This is a genomic window from Pseudoalteromonas sp. 2CM39R, from assembly GCF_023161845.1.
In genome coordinates, this window is record NZ_JALNTM010000004.1 from 1 (window position 1) to 25152 (window position 25152).

Below are 25152 nucleotides of genomic sequence, written 5' to 3' on the forward strand. Positions count from 1 at the left end.
TCGAATGCACCGGTCTTGAAAACCGGCAGGGGTTTATAGCCCCTCTAGGGTTCAAATCCCTATCTCTCCACCATTATCAGATAAGCCCGCGATTTGCGGGCTTTTTTGTGCCTCATATTCGCTATACCTTTTTAAAAACCAAGCATATTCAGTTAAAAAATACGACCATAGTCTCTATTTATAAGCTTTGGCTCTTAGTGCATGCTTAGAAATTAAAGATTTATGTTTTTGTTAAGGATCTTACAATGAAACATCAACTCGCAAAAAGCGTCGCACTTTCATTATTATCTCCCGTTATTATTGGCAGTATGTTGGGGATTTACTACGCATTGACTATGCGTGGTGACGCTGTTTCTATTTTTTTAGGACTATTAATGACCGCTATTGCTAACGCGCACATAGTGGGTTTAACTATGGCCGCGTTTGTAGTGCCGGGTTATTTACTTATGTTTAAGTATTCTAAGGTAAATTATTCTGGAGTATTAACACTGGGCTTGCTGGGTGGCGCTATTTTTAGTTATCTTTTGAGCGCCACTACAGGCGAGATCTTTTTAATCAATAGTGTGATGTCAGGGTTTGCCGCTGGACTGTTTTTATTCGGCCTGCGTAAATCGGTACAAAGTTAATTGCGGAATATTTAATCAAGTGTGTCGTAAAACCATGTAATTTCCTTTTTTTTACCCGCAAAAGGTTTCAATTTTTAGTGACAAAGAGTACCTTTAGCTACTGTATGTTTAATAAGAAGTAGTTTGGTATGCAAAAGCACGATTTTTACCAGTCATTAGTTAAGCAAACTGAATCGCTGATAGGCGGTGAATCAAACATAATTGCCAATATGGCAAATATAAGCGCGCTGTTATTTACCTCTTTAGAAGATGTGAATTGGGCGGGCTTTTATTTTATGGATTCACCATCAGAATTGGTACTTGGTCCATTTCAAGGCAATCCAGCTTGTATTCGTATTCCAGTAGGAAAAGGGGTATGTGGCACTGCTGCGGCGACCGAGCAAACCCAATTAATTTCAGATGTGCATGCTTTTGACGGTCATATAGCCTGTGATGCAGCATCAAATTCTGAGATAGTTGTACCTATCATGAAAAATGGATCTGTATTTGCGGTACTAGACATAGATAGCCCAAGTATTGGCCGATTTGATACTGATGACCAAGCAGGGCTTGAAGCACTTGTAAAATGCTTAGAGGCTAGCCTGTAATGAAAGACTTGCTAAATGTTCAAGACTACCTTTTTGCCGTTCAAGATGTTGGTGATTGGGAAGGGGATGAAGAACATGTAGCGGAAACGCTCAATGATTTGATTCACATGGCATGGGATCGTCTACCTGATGATTTAGACTGTGATTCAATTGATGAAATTATAAATGGTATTTGGGAACATTTACGTGGTGATATGGCTGTGATTGAAGCTGACTTTGAAGAGTTAGCCGATTGGTGTATCCACTATGTTGATTCTGCCCTTGATAAAAAGATGTGATTAAATAGGTTCTAAAATGGAAACCACAAACAAGCTAAAAGATATTAATGAAGTATTGGAGTTCTTATACCAAGAATTTCCACAATGTTTTAAACAAAAAGAGGGCATTCAGCCGCTTAAAGTAGGTATTTTTAAAGATATCGCTGAGCGTATTGAAGGCTCTGAAAAAGTTAGTAAGACACAAGTTCGTCAAGCACTTAGAAAATACACATCTAACTGGCGCTACCTTGAAGCGGTTACTAAATCTGAATTTAGAATCGATCTTGACGGAAATCAAGGCGAAAAAGTTGAGCAAGAGCATATTGACCACGCACAAAAAGCGTTGGAAGAAAGCCGTGCTAAAATGGCAAAGCGTAAAAAGCAGCAACGCCCTCGTCAAGATTCAGAAGCAAAATCTTTCAAAAAGAAACCAGCTAATGCGGCTAAAAATTCATCGGCTGCAGCAAAGCCTGCAAAAGCCGCTGCGCCTAAGCGTTCAGGAAAAGTTGAACCTTTACCTGCAGGCGAGGTCAAGGTTAATAACAAGGTTAAAGTTAAACTTGGCCAAGCACTTGTTAATGCAGTAATCACTGAAGTAAACAAAGACGATGTTCACGTTGAATTAGTGACCGGTATGCAAGTAAAAACCAAAGCCGACAGCTTATACATCATTTAAGTTGCAAAAAAATTAAGGAGTTGTGTATGAGTAAAAAGTTTACGCTCATTCCGTTAGTTGCTGCGCTGTTTTCAGGTTCATTATTGGCTGCAGTAGAGCCGGTAACATTAGAAGACTTACCTTTGCTCAAGCAAGAAAGTCAGCACGGTACAGCCAGTAAACGAGTGGCTAATCTATTTACTCGTTCGCATTACACACCTGTTCGATTTAACGATGAGCTTTCAAGTAAAGTGTTTGATCGTTACATCGAATCCCTTGATTTTAATAAAAGCGTGTTTTTGAAAAGCGATATTGACTCTTTTGAGCAATATCGTGAGCGTTTCGATAACGCGCTTATTAGCGGCAAGTTAGGCTTTACATTTGATATTTTCAACTTAAGCCTTAAACGTCGTTTTGAACGTTACGAATTTTCGCTTTCACTACTTGAAAATGAAATGACGTTCGACACTGAAGATGAATATTTTTATGACCGTGAAGATGCTCCATGGGCGACCACGCAAGCTGAATTAGATGAAATTTGGCGCGAGCGAGTAAAATATGATGCATTACGGTTAAAAATGACAGGTAAAGATTGGCCTGGCATAAAAGACGTTTTAACCAAGCGTTATAAAAATGCAGAGAAGCGTCTTGTACAATCAAAATCTGAAGATGCATTTCAAATTGTAATGAATTCACTTGCACGTAGTATTGAAGCACATACTTCATACTTATCTCCACGTCGTGCAGAACAGTTCAAAATGGATATGGATCTTGAGCTTGAAGGGATTGGTGCAGTATTAACGCCTGATGAAGACTACACGGTAATTCGTAGTTTAGTGCCTGGAGGCCCGGCAGACAAATCTGAGCAAATTAAAGCCGATGACCGCATTATTGGTGTGGCTCAAGATGGCGAAGAGTTTGTTGATGTAATTGGCTGGCGTTTAGATGATGTGGTTGATTTAATAAAAGGTCCTAAGGGTACTAAAGTGCGTTTGCAATACCTAAAGGGTGCAGATGCTCACGGTACGCCAAAAGTGGTTGAAATTACCCGTGATAAAATTCGTCTAGAAGACAGAGCTGCCAAATCAGAAGTATTTGAAGCCAGTTATTCTGATTTAACCAGCAAAATTGGTGTAATAGAAATCCCTGGTTTTTACAATAACTTATCTAAAGATGTAAAAGTTGAGTTGGCTAAACTCAAAGAACAAAACGTAGACGGAATTATTATTGATTTACGTCAAAATGGCGGCGGTTCATTATATGAAGCTACGCAGTTATCAGGTTTGTTTTTTGATCAAGGTCCAGTAGTACAAATTCATACTTTAAACAACCGTATTGAAGAACAAAAAGACCGTGACGGCATTACTTATTATGATGGCCCACTCACAGTGCTTGTTGATAGATACAGCGCATCCGCGTCTGAAATTTTTGCCGCAGCTATGCAAGATTATGGCCGCGCCGTTATCATTGGTGAGCAAACCTTTGGTAAAGGGACCGTGCAGCAGCATAAAGGTTTAGCGCGTGCTTATGACTTATACGATAATCCATTAGGTAGTGTGCAATATACAATTGCAAAGTTTTACCGCATTAATGGTGGTAGTACACAGCATAAAGGGGTGATCCCAGATATTACGTTCCCATCGGCTATTGACCCTGCAGAGTGGGGGGAAAGTAAGCAAGATAATGCACTACCATGGGATAGCATAGTACAAGCAACGTATAAGCAAATAGGGCGTTTAAACCCTGTTATAAATGTGCTTGAAAAACAGCACAATGAGCGAATTAAAACTGAACCTGAATTTAATTATGTGTTTGAGGATATCGCTCGTTACAACGAAGAAAAAGATCGTAAAACAATTTCTTTAGTCGAGAAAAAGCGCATTAAAGAAAAAGAAGAAAATGAAGCGCGAGCACTAGCACGCACTAACGAGCGTTTAAAGCGTTTAGGCAAACAACCTGTTGAAAACTTGGATGATGTGCCTGAGGTGATTGAAGAGCTTGACCCGTTTCTTGAAGAAGCAGCTCTTATTACGCAAGATTATATCAAATATGGTCGCGTAGCTAAGCGCTAAATTCAGCTTCACTTTGTAAAAAAAAAGGCGCCTAGGCGCCTTTTTTACTATCGATAATTTGCTAAATTGTTATAATCGCGGATTACCAAAAGTTGAGCTAGATCAATAGTGCTCAATAAATGCGCGTACGTGCTAATAAAAATAATCAACATGCATCGAATGTGTGTAGGAGTCTATATTTTGAAGCCAATTGAAGAAAAACCACTAAAAAGTGCCTCGTTTTTTGATGCACTCATTCCAATTGCTGTATTAATTTGTTTATTAGGTGCCGCTGTGTACTTATTTGGTGATGACTCATCGTCAGGTCCCAATCAAATTGCCTTGTTGTTTGCAACATTCGCTGCGGCGTTAATTGGTTTAAAAAATGGCTACACATGGAAAAAATTAGAAGATGCAATGATTGAGGGGATCACCTTATCTCTTAGTGCGATTTTAATCTTACTCATGGTAGGGGCATTAATCGGGACTTGGCTATTATCAGGAACCGTTCCGACATTAATTTATTACGGTCTACAAATTATCAATCCTAGTTGGTTTTATGCCGCGAGTTGTTTAATTTGTGGCATTGTAGCAATGAGTATTGGTAGTTCATGGACTACAGCAGCGACTATAGGTGTCGCGTTACTTGGTGTAGCTTCTGGGCTTGGTTTAGAGCCGACAGTTACCGCTGGCGCCGTAATATCAGGCGCTTATTTTGGCGATAAGCTTAGCCCACTATCAGAAACAACCAATTTAGCCCCAGCCGTTGCCGGTGCTGATTTGTTTGAACATATTCATCACATGCTTTGGACTACAGTACCTAGCTTTGTGATTGCTTTAATTATCTTTGTTTTCATGGGTTTTAACGCTACAGCGGCGGGTGAGTCGGGTCAAATAAATCAAATAACTGCAATTCTTCAGCAAAACTTTAATATTGGCTTAGAAATGTTGGTGCCGTTAATTGTATTACTTGTGCTCGCGATTCGAAAAATGCCAGCGTTTCCGGCTATTTCAATTGGTGCTGTCATTGGCGCGGTGTGGGCTATGTTATTTCAATCGGACTTAATTGCTAGCCAAATAGACATGACTCAGGGCGAGTTTGTCGGTTACTTTAAACTGGTTTGGACCACCTTTTTTGATGGCTTCACGATTAACACGGGCGATGCGAAAATGGACTCGTTACTGAGCGGCGGCGGTATGTCTGGCATGCTAACAACCACATGGTTGATCATGACAGCACTGATGTTTGGTGCGATTATGGAAAAAACGGGTCTACTTGATATATTTGTTAAAAGTATTCTAAAAATAGCAAAAAGCACTGGCTCTCTTATCGCCTCCACTATTGCAACGTGTATTGGTACCAATGTTATTGCTGCCGATCAGTATATTGCCATTGTGGTACCTGGGCGGATGTTTAAAGAAGAATATAAAAAGCGTGGCTTAAAGCCTGTTAACTTATCACGTACTCTAGAAGATGGCGGTACAATTACTAGCCCACTGATACCGTGGAATACGTGTGGTGCGTATATGCAAAGTGTTTTATTAATCAATCCGTTTGACTATGCGCTTTATGCTTTCTTTAACCTTATAAATCCTTTCTTAGCCGTGATTTACGCTTACTTAGGAATTAAGATACTACGTATTAAACCTAAACAAACGGCTTAATTTAAGTAGCTCCTTTTATCACTAAAAGGGGCTATTTTTTTGGAGTGAACATGACTGAACTACAAAAACCTCAAGCAGAATATCTAAAAGACTACCAAGCCCCCCATTTTTCAATCGAACACACTGAGCTGACGTTTGATTTGCAGCCATTACAAACTCAGGTAAATGCTTTATTAACACTTAAGCGCGTTGGCGATTCAAATGCACCACTGGTATTAGATGGCATTGACTTAATTTTGATCTCATTGTCGGTAGAGGGTGAGGAGCTCACAGATTATAAAATTATAAATCAGCAATTAATCATTAATAATCTACCTGATGAGTGTCAGCTAAGTATAGTGACGCAAACATCACCTCAAACCAATACTTCACTTGAGGGGTTGTACTTATCGGGCGGGGCTTACTGTACCCAATGTGAAGCGCAAGGGTTTAGAAAAATAACCTACTATATGGACCGTCCTGATGTCCTTTCGACTTTTGATGTCACTATAATTGCAGATACAACATTCCCGCATTTACTCTCAAATGGTAATCAAGTTGATAGCGGTGAAACGCAAGATGGACGCCATTTTGTAAAATGGCAAGACCCATTCAAAAAGCCTAGCTATTTGTTTGCCTTAGTAGCTGGGGACTTTGATGTTTTACACGACAAATACACAACACGTAGTGGTAAAGACGTCACCTTAGCGTTATTTGTTGATAAAGGGAATTTACCAAAAACAGAGCATGCCATGACGTCGCTTAAAAAAGCGATGGCTTGGGATGAAGCTCGCTTTAATTTAGAGTACGACCTTGATATTTACATGATTGTTGCCGTTGATTTTTTCAATATGGGAGCAATGGAAAATAAAGGCTTAAATATTTTCAACAGTAAATGTGTGTTGGCAAATCAAGAAACGGCAACCGATAAAGATTACCACACCATTGAGTCTATTGTTGGCCATGAGTACTTTCATAACTGGACCGGAAATCGTGTAACTTGTCGTGACTGGTTTCAATTGTCTTTAAAAGAAGGCTTGACGGTATTTCGAGATCAAGAATTTAGTAGTGATTTAGGCTCTCGTGCGCTTAATAGAATTGATGCTGTAAAAGTGATGCGTACTCATCAGTTTAGTGAAGATGCCGGTCCTATGGCTCATCCGATACGTCCAGAAAAAGTGATTGAAATGAATAACTTTTACACTGTGACTGTATATGACAAAGGGGCAGAAGTAATTCGCATGATGCATACCCTTTTAGGTGAGCAAAACTTTCAAAAAGGCATGGCTTTGTACTTTGAACGCCATGATGGGCAAGCGGTGACGTGTGATGATTTTGTTGCAGCAATGAGTGATGCATCATCCATTGATTTATCACAATTTAAGCGTTGGTATAATCATTGTGGTACGCCTCGCCTAAACGTAACTAAAAAGTATGATGAAGCTTCGCAAATATTCTCGCTTACCGTAGAGCAGCTTACGCCAGCGAACCAGCCTGATAATGCAATGTTACATATCCCTTTTGCTATTGAGCTTTTAGACTCTCAGGGGCAAAGTATTACATTGCAATACCAAGGGAAACAGCTTGATAATGTGTTGGATGTAACTAATAGCTCGCAAACATTTTACTTTGATAATATTCACAGTAATCCAACCGCTGTATTGCTCGAAGATTTTTCAGCCCCATGTATTTTAAATCAATCTATTAGTGAAGCGGATTTACTGCATATTATGCGTTTTGCGCGTAGCGATTTTTCACGCTGGGATGCACAACAGCAGTTATTTATTAACGCTCTTAAAGCCAATGTTACTTTAGCAAGTAAAACTCCATTGAGTGAGGAGGTGATTGATGCACTTCGCACATTGCTATCTCAACGTGAGGGTGATTTAGCATTGATTGCTGAACTGTTGAAGTTACCAAGTTTTGATACCTTAGCTGCTGAATTTGAAATAATACCGGTAGATCAGATAACGGCAAACATTGAGTTATTTGAACAGCAAATAGCCACACAATTGCACAGTGAGTTTTTAAGTTGTTACCAGGCAATCATTGATGATGGTAGTGTGAGTGCCCAAGCGGTGGCAATACGTGCGCTGAAACAGCTTTGTCTTCATTATTTGGCAAAAACCGACAGTGTTGATGCGGCAAGTTTAATTGAGCAGGCTGCATCTTCAACAAATATGACCAATGTACTCGGTGCATTAAGCTGTGTGGTTAAAGCAGCTCACCCATTGTCAGATCAATTGCTCGAGCATTTTGACGCTCAATGGCGCCATGATGTATTAGTAATGGATAAGTGGTTTGCTTTGCAAGCAATGAACTCTGCTGAAGATGCTATCGAGAAAATAAAAGCCTTGTACTCGCATCCTTGCTTTGATTTTTCGAATCCAAACCGAGTACGTGCATTAGTGGGCAGCTTTTCTCATTTTAATACGGCACAGTTTCATCGTTTAGATGGCACGGGCTATACATTACTTGGCGATTTATTGATTAAGCTTAATGCGATTAATCCGCAAAATGCATCTCGTATGTTAACGCCGTTTATGTCATGGCGTCGTTATGACGAAACGCGTGCAACTGCAATGAGAGCACAATTAGAGCGATTAGCTAATTTAGAAGGTTTAAGCGACGACTTATTTGAAAAGGTTGAAAAAGCCTTACAATAAATCATGATAGAACATTATTTTAGTATGAATTTGAGCTATACAAAGTGCATGGATTATTACCACGGACGGTATAGCTCTATCCAAGTGACAGCTGATAGCGGTAAAACAATTCGTTTTTCCGCTCATTATCTTCGACCTTTTATTTCGAGTTTAGGGATCCGAGGTCGATTTAGACTTATTTTAAGTAATGAAAACAAGTTCATCCGTCTCGAACGAGTAGCCTAGCTATTGTTTTTTATGATATAGATATACACAAATATTGCCTTTTTGTTAATTTCGATTTGTTCTATTGTTAATTTACGTGTATAAATTATCTGGTATGACGTCTTACCAATACGTAAACGTCAAACAAATAAAAAACTTATAACTGATTGAAGGCGACCATTTGTAATTTGTTTAATTCGCTTCTATCGTTACGATTACACTAAAAACAATAACTTGATCACACAAAAAATACCCGCGACAGGGGGGAACCAAAATGATAAGAAGATCGCTTTTTGTTAAAAATAAAATAGTACTCGGCTTAACAGCTGCGGCTATCGGTTTATCTGCAGCACAGACACAGGCTGCAACATTTGAGGTAGGTGGTTTTGATATCGCCTTCGATTCTACTTTTTCTTATGGCCAAAGTATTCGTGTTGAAGACCGCGACTTTAACATCATAGGTAAAAGTAATAACCCATCTTTCGATTGGACTGGCTATAACCCAGGTGTCAATCCGATTTATTCATCCCAAGATGTTTGGGCTCAACCGGGCTCTTACTCGAACAATGGTGATGCCGGTGATTTAAACTTTAATAGCGGCGAGTCTTTCTCCAAACTATTAAAGGGCACGCATGACCTTTCAATAAGTAAAGATAACTACGGCTTATTTACCCGTTTTATGTATTTTTATGATTTTGAATTAATGGACGGCGATCGTGCTTATGTGAATCCAACATCAGGGCAAGGTGTAGATCCTTGTGATGACGATGATACTAAAGAGCAAAGTTGTGCAGACCTTCGGTTACTTGATGCCTACGTATGGGCAAACTTTGATTTAAACGATGGTTATAATCCACTGTCAATTCGCTTGGGTCAACAAGTAGTAAACTGGGGTGAAAGTACGTTAATTTCTCATGGTATTAACGTAAACCCGGTTGATATTGACCGTTTGAAAGCTCCAGGGGCTGAACTAAAAGAAGCGTTTATTCCAGTTGGTATGTTATGGGCATCGCTAGGGCTTACTGAAAACATCACCTTAGAAGGTTTTTATCAGTATCAATGGCATGAAACTCGCCTACCAGCAGCAGGGACTTATTTTTCTACCAATGATTTTGCTGCAGAAAATGGTTATCAACAAAACGTTCAGCTAGGTTTTACCTCAAATCCTGATATTGATTTAGCATTTTTAACCAATAGTTTAAACAATCTAATGGCAACTTATGGCCAAGTGGCTGCGAGCCAAGGTATTGACCCATCAAGCTCAGCTGGCCAAGAGCTATTGGCAAATATGTACTTAGCGTACCCGACCAAGGTCGCGCTAAAAGGCAAAGGCTACGATGGCAAAACAGAGCCAGATGATGGCGGCCAATATGGTTTACGCTTAGGCATGTTCTTACCCGAGTGGAACGATACAGAAGTGGCACTTTACCATGTAAATTACCATAGCCGTCGTCCACTTATTTCAGGTCGCGTATCTAACTTCACGCAAGCATCAATACAACAAGATTTAGCGATGATTGCTACCACAGAAATTACCTCTGATAACGTATCTGATTTAAAAGCATTTGCTAAAGCAACTAACGAGTACCCTGAAGATATTAAACTTTACGGTTTAAGCTTTAACACTTCACTTGGTGAAACAGCGTTTGCTGGTGAGTTTACTTTTCGTGAAGACGAACCGCTACAAATCGATGACGTAGAATTACTTTATGCAGCAATGCCTGAACAATTAGCTATTGCGGGTTTACGTCCTGAGTTTGCAGGTATTTCGCAAATGAGTAAGGGCGATGCTGCAAGTGTTGTCGGCCCTGGTGAATTAGCCAAAGGTTATATTGAGCGCAATACATCACAATTACAGTTTACGGCAACGCATTTATTTGGCCCGTCATTAGGTGCTGATAGTTGGGCTGTGGTGGGTGAAATTGGTGGTGTTCGTATCAACAATATGCCTGAATACGATGAAATGCGCTTGAACGTGTCTGGTACTGGTCGAAGCGGTATTATGCAAGGCCCTGGTAGTTCAGATTACTCTGCATTACACATGGCGTTATCAAATGGCCCTGAGCAAAAATCGTTTGCTACGGCTTCATCGTGGGGCTATCGCCTAATTGCTAAAGGTGACTACTTTAACCTTTACAACGGTATTAACTTTTCACCACGTTTTGTATTTTCGCATGATGTAAATGGTAATACGCCGGATCCAATGTTCTTATTCATTGAAGATCGTAAGTCGCTAGGTGCTACCATGAGCTTTAATTACCAAAATGCATGGTCTTTGGATGTAAGTTACAACTCATTTTGGGGTGGTGGCGACACCAACACTTTCTCTGACCGAGATTACGTTTCTTTTAACTTAAAATATTCTATCTAGGGGTAACATTATTATGATTAAAAAACCTACCCTCATTGCTACAGCGTTTTGTAGTTTGTTTGCAAGCCACGCAGCGCTGGCTAAAATTAGCCCAGAAGAAGCTGCGCGCCTTGGTAAAGACTTAAGCCCAATTGGTGCGGAAAAAGCAGCGAATGCTGATGGCTCAATCCCAGCATGGAATGGCGGTATTACTGCTGCTCCAGCAGGTTATGAACCGGGTATGCACCACTTAGACCCTTATGCAACCGATAAAGTATTATTCACTATTGATAAAAGTAATATTGATAAATACAAAGAAAACTTAAGCCCAGGACAAATCGCGTTATTTGAAGCGTACCCAGATACGTTTAAAATGCCAGTGTATGAAACCCGTCGTTCTGCGTCTTTTCCACAATTTGTGTACGATGCAACCAAAAAGTTTGCAACGTCTGCTGAATTAGTTGAAGGCGGAAATGGTATTAAAAGTACAGCTATTGGTATTCCATTTCCAATCCCTAAAACGGGTTTAGAAGCAATTTGGAACCATTTACTTCGTTACCGTGGTCAGTCTATTGAGCGTTTTGGTGGTCAGGCAGCACCGACGGCATCGGGTTCATATAACTATGTTGGTTTTGATGAGCAGTTATTAGTTAAGTATTCAGATCCAAGTGCTACTCCGGCTGAATTACAAGATTCTAATATTTTGTTTAAGTTTAAACAGCAAGTGACAGAGCCAGCCCGTTTGGCAGGGACCGCGTTATTGGTGCATGAAACTATGGATCAAATTTTAACGCCGCGCCAAGCGTGGACGTACAATTCAGGTCAACGCCGTGTGCGTCGTGCACCTAATGTAGCATACGATGCACCGGGTACAGCAGCAGATAGCTTACGTACAACTGATGATTTTGATATGTTCAACGGCTCGCCAAATCGTTATAACTGGACGCTAAAAGGTAAGCAAGAGCTTTACATCCCATACAATAGCTACAAGCTTCACAGCGACAAGCTAACTTATGATGATATTTTAAAGCCTGGTCATATCAATCCTGAGCATACACGTTACGAAAAACACCGTGTATGGGTTGTTGAAGCAAACTTAAAAGATGACACCCGTCATATTTACAAAAAACGTGTTTTCTACATTGACGAAGACAGTTGGCAAGTACATGTTACCGATATTTACGATAATCGTGACCAACTTTATCGTGTAGCAATGGCTTATGGTCTTAACTACTATGAAGTACCGACACAGTGGAGTACGCTTGAGGTATACCACGATCTTAATTCACGTCGCTACTTAGCCATTGGTCTAGATAACCAAGAAAAGATGTATGACTTTTCTCAGTCATTTAATGACAATGAGTTTACATCGAGCGCTTTACGTCGCGCTGGTAGATAGTATAAAAGCAGGCACCTAGTTTCCTAGGTGCCTTTTTTCTTTCACATCGCGTTTGTCTATTAACGCACAGGTTTTCCTCTTTATAACAGACAAACAAATCCTCAGTTCAAGGCGAATTTAATTTATGAAGTATTTGGTCTATGCCAGCCTGATCCTAAGCGGTGCGAGTTTTGCACAAGACGCACCTCAAAGTGCGATTAGCGCAATTAATGCAGATAAAACACTCCTTACCGATATTACCCAAACTTCAGCAGGGCTTATTGCTGTAGGTAAACATGGGACGGTCATTAAAAGTATTGATGGTAGCGATTGGCAACAAGCGAGATTGGTACCTACACAAGTATTACTAACAGCGGTTGAATTTACTAATGATTCTAATGGCTGGGCATGTGGACATGACGCCACAATTATTAATACCACCGATGGTGGTGAAAACTGGCAGTTACAACAAGCAAAACCAAGTTTAGATAAACCCTGTTTAGATATTTATTTTAAAGATGACTTAAATGGCTATGCGGTTGGCGCTTACGGTATGTTTTATCAAACAAGTGATGGCGGAAAACATTGGCAAAAACGCTTTTTAGATTCACTGTTATTTAGTGAAGATAGAGATTATTTAAATGATTTAAAACAAACCGATCCTGAGGGTTACGAAATAGAAACCTCGTCTATATTACCTCACTTTAATCGCATTGAACCGACTAGTTCGGGTTTAATGCTGGTCGGTGAGATGGGCTTAATGGCAAAAAGTGATGACGATGGCCAAACATGGCAACGTTTAGATGAAATTTACCCTGGTTCATTTTTTGGATTTGCTTCAGATTCATCGCAACAAATTGTTGCGGGGTTACGTGGTAATATTTTCCTAAATAAAACCGACAGTCAGCACTGGCAGCACTTAGACAATGATAAAACAGCTACTGTAAATAGCATCATTAATTATAATAATAAACAATGGCTATTATTGGCTAATAGCGGTGTTATTTTTCACCTTAAAGATGATGTGTTGTCGTACGAGCAGTTAGCTGATGGTAAAGCGATTCTTGATGGCGTGATTGTTAAAGATAAACTGATCATGGCAACAGAAAACGGCATTAAAGTGAAGGAGTTGACCCCTTAATGCAAGCAATTTTAGATTTTTTAGAAAAAGCGATTTTTAGACACCGCTTAGTGGTGCTCATAAGTTTTGTGTTGATCACCTGTTTATTGGTTTTTAAAGCAACGCAGATTCAGCTTGATGCGTCATTTAATAAAAATATTCCGCTTAACCATGATTATATGAAGGTGTACACCAAACATGAAAAACAGTTTGGCGGCGCTAATAGTATTTTAATTTCAGTATGTGATGACAGTGGTGATATTTTTAACCCTGAATTTTTTACTCAATTAAAAGCTGTGCATGACCAACTTTACTTTATTCCAGGAGTAAATCGTCCTTTAGTAAATTCAATATTTTCACCTAGTGCGCGCTTTGTTGAAGTCGTTGAAGATGGCTTTGCTGGCGGGCCTATTATACCAGCCAACTTTAAAGCCGATAAGCAAGGCTTAGGAATTGTTAAAGAGAACATTGAAAAGGCCAAAGTAGTGGGTCGTATGATAGCAAGCGATTATTCGTGTGCTATGGTCACCGCCCAACTGTTGGAGACTGATCCGCAAACACAAGAAAAATTAGACACTCTCGCTTTTGCAAAAAAATTAGAAAGCGAAATTCGTGAGCCTCTAAGTACCGAAAAGATCAGTATTCATATTATTGGTTTTGCAAAAATGGCCGGCGATATAGCCGAGGGCGCAAAAGGGGTTGTATTATTTTTTGCCATTGCAATTGCGTTTACTTTTGTCATGGTATGGCTATTTTGTGGCAGCTTAAAACTTACTATCTTACCGATTGTGTGTTCAATTATTGCGGTAATTTGGCAGTTAGGATTGCTTTCTAGCTTCGGCTTCGGTCTTGATCCTATGTCTATCTTAGTGCCATTTTTAGTCTTCGCTATTGGCGTAAGCCACGGTGTGCAGATGATTAATGCCATTGGTAAAAAGGTTGCTGAAGGTAAGTCTACAGCAATATGTTGCCAATCAAGCTTTAGGGCTTTACTTGTGCCTGGCGGGATTGCGTTGTTATCTGATACGGTTGGCTTTTTAACCCTATTAACCATTGATATCGGTATTATTCGTGAACTTGCTATTACTGCGAGTTTAGGTGTGGCAGTGATTATATTTACTAATCTGATTTTGTTGCCAGTGTGGGCGTCGTATATGCGCTTTGAAAACAGCATCCATATTCAATCAGGTGATGCTAATAAACCGAACATACTCGATGCAATGCGCGATTTGTTGGTTAAAGCAACCGACCCAAAAACAGCAAAAATCATTATTGGTTTCACTCTGGTTTTATTTGCACTGGGCTATTGGCAAGCAGACAAAATGCGTATTGGTGATTTACATGCTGGGGCACCATCATTGCACCAAGATGCACGTTACAACCAAGATACTTTCTTAATATCGGACAAATACACAATTTCATCTGATATTTTAAAAGTCATTGTAGAGGCTTATCCTGCAGCGTGTACTGAACATGATGTCATGGAGCGTATATCGCGCTTTCAGTATAAGGTTGAAAATTTAGCCGGTGTACAATCAGCGGTCAGCCTAAGCTCAGTGGCACAATCAGTTAATGCCGGTTATAACGAGAGTAATTTAAAGTGGCAAAGTTTGCCGCGCAATTCTGCCAGTTTGGTGCAGTCAACCTCTCGCGTTGAAACCAGCACAGGGTTATTAAACGGTGATTGTTCAGTAATGCCCGTGATTATATTTTTAGATGATCATAAAGCACAAACTATTGATAACGTGATTGCAAAGGTAAAACAATTTGCTGTTGAAGAGGGCACAGACAAGCTTGCTTTCAAATTGGCATCTGGCCCTGTAGGTGTGATGGCTGCAACGAATGAGTCTGTTTCAGCTGCGCAAATCCCTATGATGCTCTATGTTTATGGTGCGGTCATTATTTTATGCTTACTTAGCTTTAAGAGTGTAAAAGCGACTGTTGCAGTGGTATTACCCTTGTACATAGTCTCCACTCTTGCGCAAGCACTTATGGTTCAGCTTGAGATTGGTCTAACTGTTTCAACCTTACCAGTAATTGCTTTGGGCGTAGGTATTGGTGTTGATTACGGTATTTATATTTTGTCATCGATGATGGGGCAGTTAAAACAAAACGTGCCATTGAGTATTGCTTATCGTAATGCATTAGTTGAACGTGGTAGTGCGGTGTTATTTACTGGTATTACATTAGCAATTGGTGTTAGTACGTGGATTTTTTCTGATTTGAAGTTCCAAGTTGATATGGGAATTCTGCTTACCTTCATGTTTTTAGTAAATATGTTGGGTGCTGTATTACTTTTACCTGCAATTGGTAGCTTGCTCTGGACTGACCAGAAAAAATAAGGTGAATAAATTTGCTCCAAAATGGCCAGTAATGGCCATTTATATCTATATTTTGTGAATAGATGACCAAATAGCTGAAATGCTTAAAATGTTTTCATCGAAAAGGCTGTTTATTAGTTTTAAAAGGGTTAGAATTTAACTGACTCCACGCTAATAAATGGCTGTACAAATATTCTGCTAAACTAGCAGTGATAGATTAAGGAACATACAATGACACGAAATGAAGGCCAAGCCTCGGTTATTTTAGATAACGTCTGTAAGCTTATCCAGAAAAAAGTTCGCGCTGATAATGTGTTACTCGTTGAGAAATTCGCCAAAGCCTTGTACAGCAATATGTCTAAAGAGGATTTGGCAAATCGCAACGACAGTGACTTATATGGTGCTGCACTCAGCCTTTGGAATTCGCTAGAAAAAAATACATCAGATGACGCAGTTATTCGCGTTTTCAACCCTGAAGTGGCAAAAGATGGCTGGCAGTCATCACATACCATTGTAGAGATCATTGCTAAAGACATGCCGTTTTTAGTTGACTCTGTACGTATGGCCATGACACGAGAAAACATCGCCTCTCACTTACTTCTTCATAGTCCACTGAAAATTCAACGTGATAAAAACGAAAAAATATCTGGGTTATCAAGCTTAAAAGCAGAGCAAGAATCAACATCAACAAAAACTGTATTCTTTATAGAAATTGACCGTCAAACAGATGCAACTGTTATTGAGTCTTTCAAAAAGGAGCTTGAATCAGTACTTGTTGATGTATCGGTTGCGGTTGAAGATTGGCAGCCTATTCGCGAAAAATTAATCGCGGTAAGCAAAAGCTTGCCAAAAAGCCATAAAGATAAAAATGACAATGAAATAAATGAAACCGTTGAGTTTTTAGATTGGCTAGTAAAAGACAACTTTACATTAATGGGTTACCGCCAATATGAACTTTCACCAGTTCAGGGCGACTATCAATTAAAAGGTAAAATGGATACCAGCTTAGGGTTAATGAAAAACTCTGATGCTGAGCATACACGTTTGCTTTCTGAGTTACCTGAAGTGGCTCGCCAAGAAGCACGCAGTAGTAACCTATTAATTTTAACTAAAACTAATTCATTGTCTCGCGTTCATCGCCCAGCTTACATAGATTATGTGGGTGTAAAACGTTTTGATGACAAAGGCAATGTTATTGGTGAAGATCGTTTCATCGGTTTGTTTTCATCAAACTTTTACAACAATAGCGCTGCTGATGTACCGGTTCTTAAAAGTAAAATTAATCGTATTATGGACATGTGTGACTTCGCTAAAGGGACACATGCATACAAAGCCGTATTAAATATATTAGAAACCTACCCACGTGACGAACTGGTACAAGCTCGTGAGAATGAGTTACTAGAAGTTGCCATGGGCGTATTGCAAATACAAGAACGCGACATGTGTCGTTTATTCGTTCGTAAAGATGCATATGGCCGTTTTTTATCATGCATGGTTTATGTACCTCGTGAGCGTTATAACACAGCGCTTCGCCGCGAAACGCAAGCTATTTTAGCTAACGCATTTAATTCTGACGTTAAAGTCGAATTTACTACCTATTTCTCTGAGTCTACACTGGCGCGTACCCATTACACTGTTCGTGTGACCGACAACAATATTGAATATAACGTGAAAGACATAGAAAACAACCTAATAGAAGCCGCTCGTACATGGGAAGATAAATTACAATCAGCCTTACTTGAATCTGCTGGTGAGGCCCGTGGTAATGAATTAAACCGTAAATATTGCAATGCCTTTGCCCGCTCATACAAAGAAGAAGTATTACCTAGCGCTGCAGTGGTCGATATTGAAAAGCTAGAAATGCTAAGCGATGAGAACAAGTTAGAAATGTTGTTCTATCGTCCACAAGAAGAAGCAAGCAGCAATATTGTGCGTTTAAGCTTATTCCATAAAGATGAGCCAATTCATTTATCTGATGTTATGCCAATGCTTGAAAACTTTGGTCTACGTGTTGTAGGTGAAACACCATACTCGGTTAAAACTAGTGATGGTGGCGTAAATTGGGTCATGGATTTCTCTATGCTAATTGACAGCAAAGGGATGGCTGATTTTGATAAGATCTCTGCACGTTTTCGCGCTGCATTAACCAGTGTATGGGCAAACCGTTTAGAAAACGATGGCTTTAACCGTCTAGTGTTAATGGGTGGTTTAACGGGTCGTGAATCATCAATTTTACGTGCATACGCAAAATACATGCGCCAAATAGGGGTTACTTTCTCGCAAACGTATATTGAAAGTACCTTTGCAAATTACCCGCATATTGCCGCTAAAATTGTTAACTTATTCTCTAAAAAGTTCTCTGTAAAAAGCCCTGCAAGTGCTAAAACACTTGAAAAGCTAGGCTTAGAAATTTATGCAGAGTTAGAAAACGTAGCGAACCTTGATGATGATCGTATTATCCGTTTATACGTTGATATGATTGTTGCTACATTACGTACTAACTACTTCCAAAAAGATGCTGAAGGCAAATTTAAGTCGTACATCTCACTTAAAATTCAGCCAAGTTTAATTCCAGAAGTCCCACTACCTGTGCCAGCGTTTGAGATATTTGTTTATTCTCCACGTGTTGAAGGTGTGCATTTACGTTTTGGTAAAGTTGCCCGTGGTGGATTGCGTTGGTCAGATCGTCGTGAAGATTTCCGTACAGAAGTACTTGGCTTAGTAAAAGCGCAACAAGTTAAAAATACCGTGATTGTACCGGTAGGTTCAAAAGGTGGATTTGTATGTAAACAACTACCTAGTGAACGTGAAGCGTTTATTAAAGAAGGCCAAGAATGTTATAAAATCTTCATTCGTGGTTTATTAGATATCACAGACAATATTGACCGTGGTGAAATTGTACCTGCTGTTGATGTTACACGCCATGATGAAGACGATGCGTACCTAGTAGTAGCAGCGGATAAAGGCACAGCAACATTCTCTGATATTGCCAATGGCATCGCAAACGAATATAACTTCTGGCTAGGTGATGCGTTTGCATCAGGTGGTTCTGTAGGTTATGACCATAAGAAGATGGGTATTACGGCTCGTGGTGCATGGGAGTCTGTAAAACGTCATTTCCGTGAAATGGATATTAACTGTCAAACCACAGACTTTACAGCAGTAGCTATCGGGGACATGGCCGGTGACGTATTTGGTAACGGTATGCTGTTATCAAAGCACATTCGCTTGCAAGTGGCGTTTAATCACTTACATATCTTTGTTGATCCAAACCCAGATGCAGCAGCTTCTTATCCAGAGCGCGAACGTTTATTTAATTTACCACGTTCATCATGGGAAGATTACAATAAAGAGCTAATTTCAAGCGGTGGTGGTATTTTCTCTCGTGCTGCTAAGTCGATTACGCTGACCCCTGAAATGAAAAAGATGTTAGGCACTAAAAAAGCCAGCATGACACCGAATGAATTGATCAAAGCATCATTAATGATGGACCATGATTTATTGTGGAATGGTGGTATAGGGACTTACATCAAGCATTCGAAAGAAACGGATGCCGATGTAGGGGATCGTGCAAATGATGCGCTGCGCATTAATGGTAAAGATCTTGGTGCTAAAATATTTGGCGAAGGCGGTAACTTAGGTGCAACTCAATTAGGTCGTATTGAATTTGCAGCTCAAGGCGGTCGTGTAAATACTGACTTCATCGATAACGTAGGTGGTGTTGCGTGTTCAGATAACGAAGTAAATATTAAAATTTTACTTAATGGTTTAGTTGCTGAGGGCGACTTAACGCGTAAGCAACGTGATGAGTTACTTTACTCAATGACCGATGAAGTGTCTGAATTAGTACTTAAAGATTGTTATCGTCAAACGCACACTTTGTCGATCACTCAATCTAAAGGGACCTCAACGCTTAAAGAAAAAATTCGCTTTATTCATGCACTTGAAAAAGACGGTAAGCTAGACCGTGCAATTGAGTTTATTCCTACCGATGAAGAGTTGGCAGAGCGCGCCGCTGCAGGTAAAGATTTAACTCGCCCTGAGCTATCTGTATTAGTTTCTTACGCGAAAATGGTGCTAAAAGAGTCTTTGGTAACGGATGAAATTACTGAGAATCCATATTACCGTCAGTTATTAGTTAAATCATTCCCGCGCCCATTACGTGAGAAGTTTAATGATGCTATGGATAATCATCCACTACGCAAAGAGATTATTGCCACTAAGTTAGCAAATAATATTGTTAATGATATGGGCTTAAACTTTATGGTGCGAATGAATGAAGAAACCGGTGCAAACGAAGCTGAAATTGCATTGTGTTATTCAATCGCAAGTGAAATTTTCCAAATGCGTGAAACATGGTTATCTATTAGTGATTTAGATAATAAAATACCATCGAACGTACAAACAGAAATGTTATACCAGTTACGTCGTACAGTTCGTCGCGCTACACGTTGGTTCCTTCGTCATCGCACCAAAGCACAATCAATTGAGCAAGCGATTGAAATTTTCTCACCAACATTTGCCGATTTAAGTGAAAACTTAACTAAATACATCGTTAAAACAGAAAGCGATCGTATTGTAAGTGCCCGTGAAGAACTAACACAAAGCGGTGTACCTACAGATATCGCACAGCGCATTGTGTCGTTATCAAGCTTGTTCTCGGTAATGGATTTAACGCAAATTGCTCAAAACTCTAATCGTAAAATCGATATGGTGTCGCACACTTACTTTAAATTAGGTGCGCAAATGGGACTACATTGGTTCTTAGATCAAATCACTAATCAACCGGTTTCTAACCATTGGCAGGCATTAGCGCGTGCATCATATCGTGAAGAGTTAGATTGGCAGCAACGCACCTTGTCAGAAGTGGTATTAAACAGCTTTGAAGGTGAAAGCAGTGATGTAGATGGTCAAATTGAACAATGGATGGATAGTCAAGATCTGTTACTTCAACGTTGGAAGCAAATGTTGACAGAGTTTAAAACATCGCAAAGTCACGATTTTGCTAAGTTCTCAGTGGCATTAAGAGAGCTCATGTTACTTGGTCACAACTGTGATACATCAGCAAAGTAACAAACTGCTAATGATTAAAACTAATCGTTAAACAGTTTTTGTTATATAATACCTCAGCCTTGTCTGAGGTATTTTTTTGTCTACAATTTTAAGAGGATTATATTCATGTTCTACGATTTAGCTCGCCGTTTTATGTTTACCCGTGATGCGGAGTGGGCCCATGATTTTGCTCTTAATAACTTACGTCGCTTTGCTAACACGCCATTAAGTGCTGCATGGTCACAAAGCGTGGCAAATAAACCAGTGAACTTTTTAGGTCTCGAATTTAAAAACCCAGTAGGGCTTGCTGCAGGTCTTGATAAAAATGCGGAGTGTATTGAGGCATTCGCTCAAATGGGTTTTGGCTTTGTAGAAGTGGGTACAGTAACACCGCGTGCTCAAGCGGGGAACGATAAGCCGCGGATATTCAGGTTGCCGCAGTCAAATGCGATTATTAATCGTATGGGCTTTAATAACAAAGGTGTTGATAATTTAGTTAACAATGTTAAAGCAGCTAAATACGATGGTATTTTAGGTATCAATATTGGTAAAAATAAAGATACACCAAATGAGCAGGGTAAAGATGATTACATTCACTGTATGCGTAAAGTGTTTGAGCATGCATCATACATCACTGTAAACATTTCATCACCCAATACCCCTGGCTTACGAGACCTGCAATATGGCGCAGCATTAGATGACTTATTACAAAGCTTGAAAAACGAGCAGCTTGATTTAATTGCTAAGCACAATAAACAAGTGCCTATGTTGGTGAAAATTGCGCCAGACTTAGATCCAATTCAAATTGAACAAGTGAGCGAGTCACTGTTAAATAATAAAATTGATGGTGTTATAGCCACTAATACCACCTTAGAGCGTAGCTTAGTGCAAGGTCAGCAGTATGCTGATGAGGCAGGCGGTTTATCAGGAGCGCCAGTTAGAGAGCGTTCAACCCATGTTGTTTCTGAACTTAAGCGTTTAACAAACAATCAGTTACCTATTATTGGTGTGGGGGGGATTGATGATGCTAAATCAGCAAAAGAAAAATTTAATGCAGGTGCAGATTTAGTTCAAGTTTATACCGGTTTCATATACAAAGGACCGCAATTGGTCAAGTCGATCATTAACGACTTATAAGGATCAGTTATGTAAGCTTTTGATCGTTCGATAAATGTTCTAAAAAGACGTTTTAAAAATGGTCAAAAGCAGCTATACTCTAAGCTTATTGTCTTATTTTATTTTTTAAGTACTAAGTAGGGAGGAGCAAATGTTACAAGCGTCAAAGCAATGGCAGTGGATAGCGTGTGCTGAAAAAAACCGCTTACTGCTTGATTTAAATGACGATATGCAACTTTGTACACCTTATAAGCTTAGACAGCTCACCGATTGTGCTTTTGAAAACCCATACTTCAGCCTTGAAGATGCAGCCTTTTATGAGCAAGTTTATTATTACCTTGCGCAGTTTAATTTATGGAACCCTGCCCAGTTATGCCAAATAGCGCTCAATGCAACGGCAGTTAAATTTCAATTAAAACCAGTGTTGGCAAAAAGTTGGTTTTTTAAACCGTATACTGGTAGTACACCTAGTACTGAAGCGGTTATTAATTTAAGCTCAGAATCACAAACTGGCGAGTTTTTAATTATAGAGCATTGTCCAGATGCTTCTGTGTGCATTAATTTAAGCGAAACCTTTGCACTAGATGACAATCTATCACTTGCCCAGTTTGAAGTTATCCGCGTTTTAAACAACCGAGTTCACCCCTTAATTACCTCACAGTACGATAGCCAAACAGCTTAGCCTAATTTAGTCTTTGAGGCTTGTTTAAGGCGTATTTGTACGCAAACCTATGTTATAATCCCGCGCAATTAGCTATTAAGGGTTTTTACTTTGCAATTTATCGCACTTACTTCTATCGGAATCGAAAATTTATTGGTTGATGAACTTACAGAACTTGGCGCTACGGTGTCAAAGCAAACTGTGGGTTCTGTTCGCTTTGAGGCTGACTCATTGCTAGCGCAAAAAGTGTGTTTATCTACACGCTTTGCTACGCGTGTACTTATGCTTATTGAAGAAAAAGAAGGCGTAAATGACAAAGACAGCTTGTACAAATTTGCACGCTTACAACCTTGGCAAGAATGGTTTGGCCCAACACAAACTTTTGCTGTTGATTTTAATGGCACAAACGATTCACTTAAAAATACCCAGTTTTCTGGTTTAGTAATTAAAGATGCGATTGTTGATTACTTTAACGATTTATTTGAACAGCGACCAAATGTAGATAAGCAAGATGCCAATGTGCGAGTGGTTGCACGTTTAAATCGTCATGGCGTTTCACTTTATATTGATTACTCAGGGCCGCGTTTATCAGAGCGTGGTTACCGTCAAGGTCAAGGCAAAGCACCCATAAAAGAGCATTTAGCTGCGGCAATAATAAAACGTAGTGGCTGGCTCGAAAATGTCAATCAACCACTATTCGATCCATGTTGTGGTGCCGGCACTATTTTAATAGAAGCGGCTGGAATGGCACGTAATGAAGCGCCTGGATTATTCCGTGAAGGATTTGCGTTTGAGCGTTTACCCAGCTTTAGAGTGGCAAAATTCAAAGAACTTAAAGAGCAACTTTTAGCGAATATTACTGATCCTAAATTATGGTTAATTGGCCATGATTACGATGCACAAGTACTTGATAAAGCGATTGCTAATGCGCAGCGTGCTGAGCTTGAGACGGTGATTAAATTTAAGCAAAGCGATGCGACAAAACTGACGAGCGTTGCAAAATTGCCGGGTGTTGTTATTTCTAACTTACCTTATGGTGAGCGTATTGGTTCTATGGCTGAACTTGTAAACCTGCATCGTAGTCTAGGTGTTGGTTTTAAAAAGCACTTTAATCATTGGAAACTCGCTCTACTGGGCATGGATGAAAGCCTGTTTAAATTACTTAAATTAGTGAAGCAAAAACGCTATAAATTTAAAAATGGCCCCCTTGATGTTGAATTAAACCTTTACCAACTTGATGACAAGCAAGTCAGCCTTACCTCTGATGACAAACCCGCTTTAAACTTCGAAGGCTCGATGGCGTTTGCTAATCGCCTGAAAAAGAACAAGCAAGGTTTAAAAAATTGGCTTAAGCAAAATCAAGTCCATGCGTATCGTGTTTACGATGCAGATATTCCTGAATACAACGTTGCGGTTGATATTTATGGTGACTCGGCGGTTATTTTTGAATATGCAGCACCGAAAGAGATTGATGAAAAAACTTCAGAGAAGCGTTTGCAAGATGTTATTAGCTTAACAGCACAACAACTTGATATTGCACCTGAAAATATTGCTGTAAAAGTACGTAAAAAACAAAAAGGTGAAGAGCAATATACACCCATGGCCAAGCAAAATAGAACCATGGTAGTAGAAGAGTTTGGTGCTAAGTTTAAAGTTAATTTATTTGACTACTTAGACACGGGGCTATTTTTAGATCATCGCCTTGCACGTCGTTACATTCAAGAAAACGCAAAAGATAAGCGCTTTTTGAACCTGTTTGCATACACAGGAACCGCCTCAGTACATGCAGCCATTGGTGGCGCAAAAGCGATTACTACCGTTGATTTATCTAAAACCTACTTAAAGTGGGGGCAAGATAACTTTGCGCTTAACGATATTAGCAATACACGTTATCGTTTTGAGCAAGCTGATTGTTTAAAATGGCTAGAGTATGCACAAGGGCAGTATGACCTGATCTTTTTAGATCCGCCTACTTTTTCAAATTCTAAACGAATGAAAGACGCGTTTGATGTGCAAAACGACCACATTAAGCTGTTAACTTGGGTTAAAAAAATATTGAGCCCATCGGGTACGCTAATATTCTCTAATAATAAACGCGGTTTTGTAATGGATGAAGTTGGCTTGATGGGGTTAGGGTTAAAAGCAGAAAATATTTCTGAAAAAACCTTATCTCCTGACTTTAAACGAAATAAAAAAATTCATAATAGCTGGTTAATTAAACATGGCTAAGTGGATTTTATATCACACCGACGGCTGCCACTTGTGCGAGCAAGCAGAGCAGCTGTTAAAACCGTTACTTTCATCAACCGATGAATTACAACTTATTGATATTATGAGCGATGACGTATTAATTTTAGAGTATCAAATAAGCATTCCGGTTTTAAAAAATCAACAAGGCCAACAATTATTTTGGCCTTTTACTGCACCTCAGGCGCAGCAGTTTTTAGCGCAAGCAGAATAAGAG

18 protein-coding genes are annotated in these 25152 nt (G+C 39.6%); all 18 read left to right on the forward strand.

What is annotated here, in order from left to right; translation table 11 throughout:
• Positions 1-209: hypothetical protein (locus tag MTF66_RS10385; RefSeq protein WP_248527198.1), on the forward strand; the 209-nt coding region annotated here is incomplete at its 5' end.
• A 36-nt stretch (positions 210-245) separates the two neighbouring features.
• Positions 246-626 (forward strand): hypothetical protein, encoded by a 381-nt coding sequence (locus MTF66_RS10390; RefSeq protein ID WP_008112036.1) that lies wholly within the window; start codon positions 246-248, stop codon positions 624-626.
• A gap of 128 nt (positions 627-754) precedes the next feature.
• On the forward strand, positions 755-1213 hold the full coding sequence (locus MTF66_RS10395) for a GAF domain-containing protein (protein ID WP_054201014.1): 459 nt from the start codon (positions 755-757) through the stop codon (positions 1211-1213).
• Complete coding sequence (locus MTF66_RS10400; protein ID WP_248527200.1) at positions 1213-1491, forward strand: hypothetical protein; 279 nt, start codon at positions 1213-1215, stop codon at positions 1489-1491. The genes MTF66_RS10395 and MTF66_RS10400 overlap by 1 nt, the downstream gene beginning before the upstream one ends.
• 16 nt (positions 1492-1507) lie before the next feature.
• Entirely contained in the window at positions 1508-2146 is a 639-nt protein-coding gene (gene proQ, locus MTF66_RS10405) for an RNA chaperone ProQ (protein ID WP_010390161.1), read from the forward strand.
• A 26-nt stretch (positions 2147-2172) separates the two neighbouring features.
• Positions 2173-4197 carry a carboxy terminal-processing peptidase gene (gene prc / locus MTF66_RS10410; protein WP_010390159.1) on the forward strand — a complete coding sequence of 675 codons (2025 nt, stop codon included), beginning with the start codon at positions 2173-2175 and terminating at the stop codon, positions 4195-4197.
• Between the two features lie 159 nt (positions 4198-4356).
• Positions 4357-5841, forward strand: coding sequence for a Na+/H+ antiporter NhaC (gene nhaC, locus MTF66_RS10415; protein ID WP_374237209.1), 1485 nt, complete (start codon positions 4357-4359; stop codon positions 5839-5841).
• A gap of 50 nt (positions 5842-5891) precedes the next feature.
• Positions 5892-8486, forward strand: coding sequence for an aminopeptidase N (pepN, locus tag MTF66_RS10420; RefSeq protein ID WP_248527204.1), 2595 nt, complete (start codon positions 5892-5894; stop codon positions 8484-8486).
• Positions 8487-8489: 3 nt separating this feature from the next.
• Entirely contained in the window at positions 8490-8711 is a 222-nt protein-coding gene (locus tag MTF66_RS10425; protein WP_010390154.1) for a DUF2835 domain-containing protein, read from the forward strand.
• A gap of 253 nt (positions 8712-8964) precedes the next feature.
• Positions 8965-11061 (forward strand): DUF1302 domain-containing protein, encoded by a 2097-nt coding sequence (locus tag MTF66_RS10430; RefSeq protein WP_054201010.1) that lies wholly within the window; start codon positions 8965-8967, stop codon positions 11059-11061.
• 13 nt (positions 11062-11074) lie between these two features.
• Positions 11075-12439, forward strand: coding sequence for a DUF1329 domain-containing protein (locus MTF66_RS10435; RefSeq protein WP_010390152.1), 1365 nt, complete (start codon positions 11075-11077; stop codon positions 12437-12439).
• A gap of 124 nt (positions 12440-12563) precedes the next feature.
• Positions 12564-13559, forward strand: a complete 996-nt coding sequence (locus MTF66_RS10440; protein WP_248527205.1) for a YCF48-related protein — start codon at positions 12564-12566, stop codon at positions 13557-13559.
• The gene (locus tag MTF66_RS10445; RefSeq protein ID WP_248527206.1) at positions 13559-15880 is read left to right on the forward strand and encodes an RND family transporter; all 2322 of its coding nucleotides are present in this window, start codon (positions 13559-13561) and stop codon (positions 15878-15880) included. Before MTF66_RS10440 ends, MTF66_RS10445 begins: the two co-directional genes overlap by 1 nt.
• Positions 15881-16090: 210 nt before the next feature.
• Positions 16091-20932 (forward strand): NAD-glutamate dehydrogenase, encoded by a 4842-nt coding sequence (locus tag MTF66_RS10450; protein WP_138569707.1) that lies wholly within the window; start codon positions 16091-16093, stop codon positions 20930-20932.
• A 105-nt stretch (positions 20933-21037) separates the two neighbouring features.
• Entirely contained in the window at positions 21038-22048 is a 1011-nt protein-coding gene (pyrD, locus tag MTF66_RS10455; protein WP_138622869.1) for a quinone-dependent dihydroorotate dehydrogenase, read from the forward strand.
• A gap of 130 nt (positions 22049-22178) precedes the next feature.
• Positions 22179-22709, forward strand: coding sequence for a cell division protein ZapC (locus MTF66_RS10460; protein WP_054201007.1), 531 nt, complete (start codon positions 22179-22181; stop codon positions 22707-22709).
• A gap of 90 nt (positions 22710-22799) precedes the next feature.
• Positions 22800-24917 (forward strand): bifunctional 23S rRNA (guanine(2069)-N(7))-methyltransferase RlmK/23S rRNA (guanine(2445)-N(2))-methyltransferase RlmL, encoded by a 2118-nt coding sequence (rlmKL, locus tag MTF66_RS10465; RefSeq protein ID WP_109874591.1) that lies wholly within the window; start codon positions 22800-22802, stop codon positions 24915-24917.
• Complete coding sequence (locus MTF66_RS10470; protein ID WP_109874592.1) at positions 24910-25149, forward strand: glutaredoxin family protein; 240 nt, start codon at positions 24910-24912, stop codon at positions 25147-25149. The genes rlmKL and MTF66_RS10470 overlap by 8 nt, the downstream gene beginning before the upstream one ends.
• Positions 25150-25152 lie beyond the last annotated feature (3 nt).

Excerpts from the sequence above, each read along its gene's own strand:
- MTF66_RS10395 (WP_054201014.1), top strand. The coding sequence starts at position 755 with ATGCAAAAGCACGATTTTTACCAGTCATTAGTTAAGCAAACTGAATCG.
- nhaC (WP_374237209.1), top strand. The coding sequence starts at position 4,357 with ATGTGTGTAGGAGTCTATATTTTGAAGCCAATTGAAGAAAAACCACTA.
- pepN (WP_248527204.1), top strand. The coding sequence starts at position 5,892 with ATGACTGAACTACAAAAACCTCAAGCAGAATATCTAAAAGACTACCAA.
- pyrD (WP_138622869.1), top strand. The coding sequence starts at position 21,038 with ATGTTCTACGATTTAGCTCGCCGTTTTATGTTTACCCGTGATGCGGAG.
- MTF66_RS10430 (WP_054201010.1), top strand. The coding sequence starts at position 8,965 with ATGATAAGAAGATCGCTTTTTGTTAAAAATAAAATAGTACTCGGCTTA.
- MTF66_RS10460 (WP_054201007.1), top strand. The coding sequence starts at position 22,179 with ATGTTACAAGCGTCAAAGCAATGGCAGTGGATAGCGTGTGCTGAAAAA.
- prc (WP_010390159.1), top strand. The coding sequence starts at position 2,173 with ATGAGTAAAAAGTTTACGCTCATTCCGTTAGTTGCTGCGCTGTTTTCA.
- MTF66_RS10445 (WP_248527206.1), top strand. The coding sequence starts at position 13,559 with ATGCAAGCAATTTTAGATTTTTTAGAAAAAGCGATTTTTAGACACCGC.
- MTF66_RS10440 (WP_248527205.1), top strand. The coding sequence starts at position 12,564 with ATGAAGTATTTGGTCTATGCCAGCCTGATCCTAAGCGGTGCGAGTTTT.
- MTF66_RS10450 (WP_138569707.1), top strand. The coding sequence starts at position 16,091 with ATGACACGAAATGAAGGCCAAGCCTCGGTTATTTTAGATAACGTCTGT.
- MTF66_RS10400 (WP_248527200.1), top strand. The coding sequence starts at position 1,213 with ATGAAAGACTTGCTAAATGTTCAAGACTACCTTTTTGCCGTTCAAGAT.
- MTF66_RS10435 (WP_010390152.1), top strand. The coding sequence starts at position 11,075 with ATGATTAAAAAACCTACCCTCATTGCTACAGCGTTTTGTAGTTTGTTT.
- MTF66_RS10425 (WP_010390154.1), top strand. The coding sequence starts at position 8,490 with ATGATAGAACATTATTTTAGTATGAATTTGAGCTATACAAAGTGCATG.
- MTF66_RS10470 (WP_109874592.1), top strand. The coding sequence starts at position 24,910 with ATGGCTAAGTGGATTTTATATCACACCGACGGCTGCCACTTGTGCGAG.
- proQ (WP_010390161.1), top strand. The coding sequence starts at position 1,508 with ATGGAAACCACAAACAAGCTAAAAGATATTAATGAAGTATTGGAGTTC.
- MTF66_RS10390 (WP_008112036.1), top strand. The coding sequence starts at position 246 with ATGAAACATCAACTCGCAAAAAGCGTCGCACTTTCATTATTATCTCCC.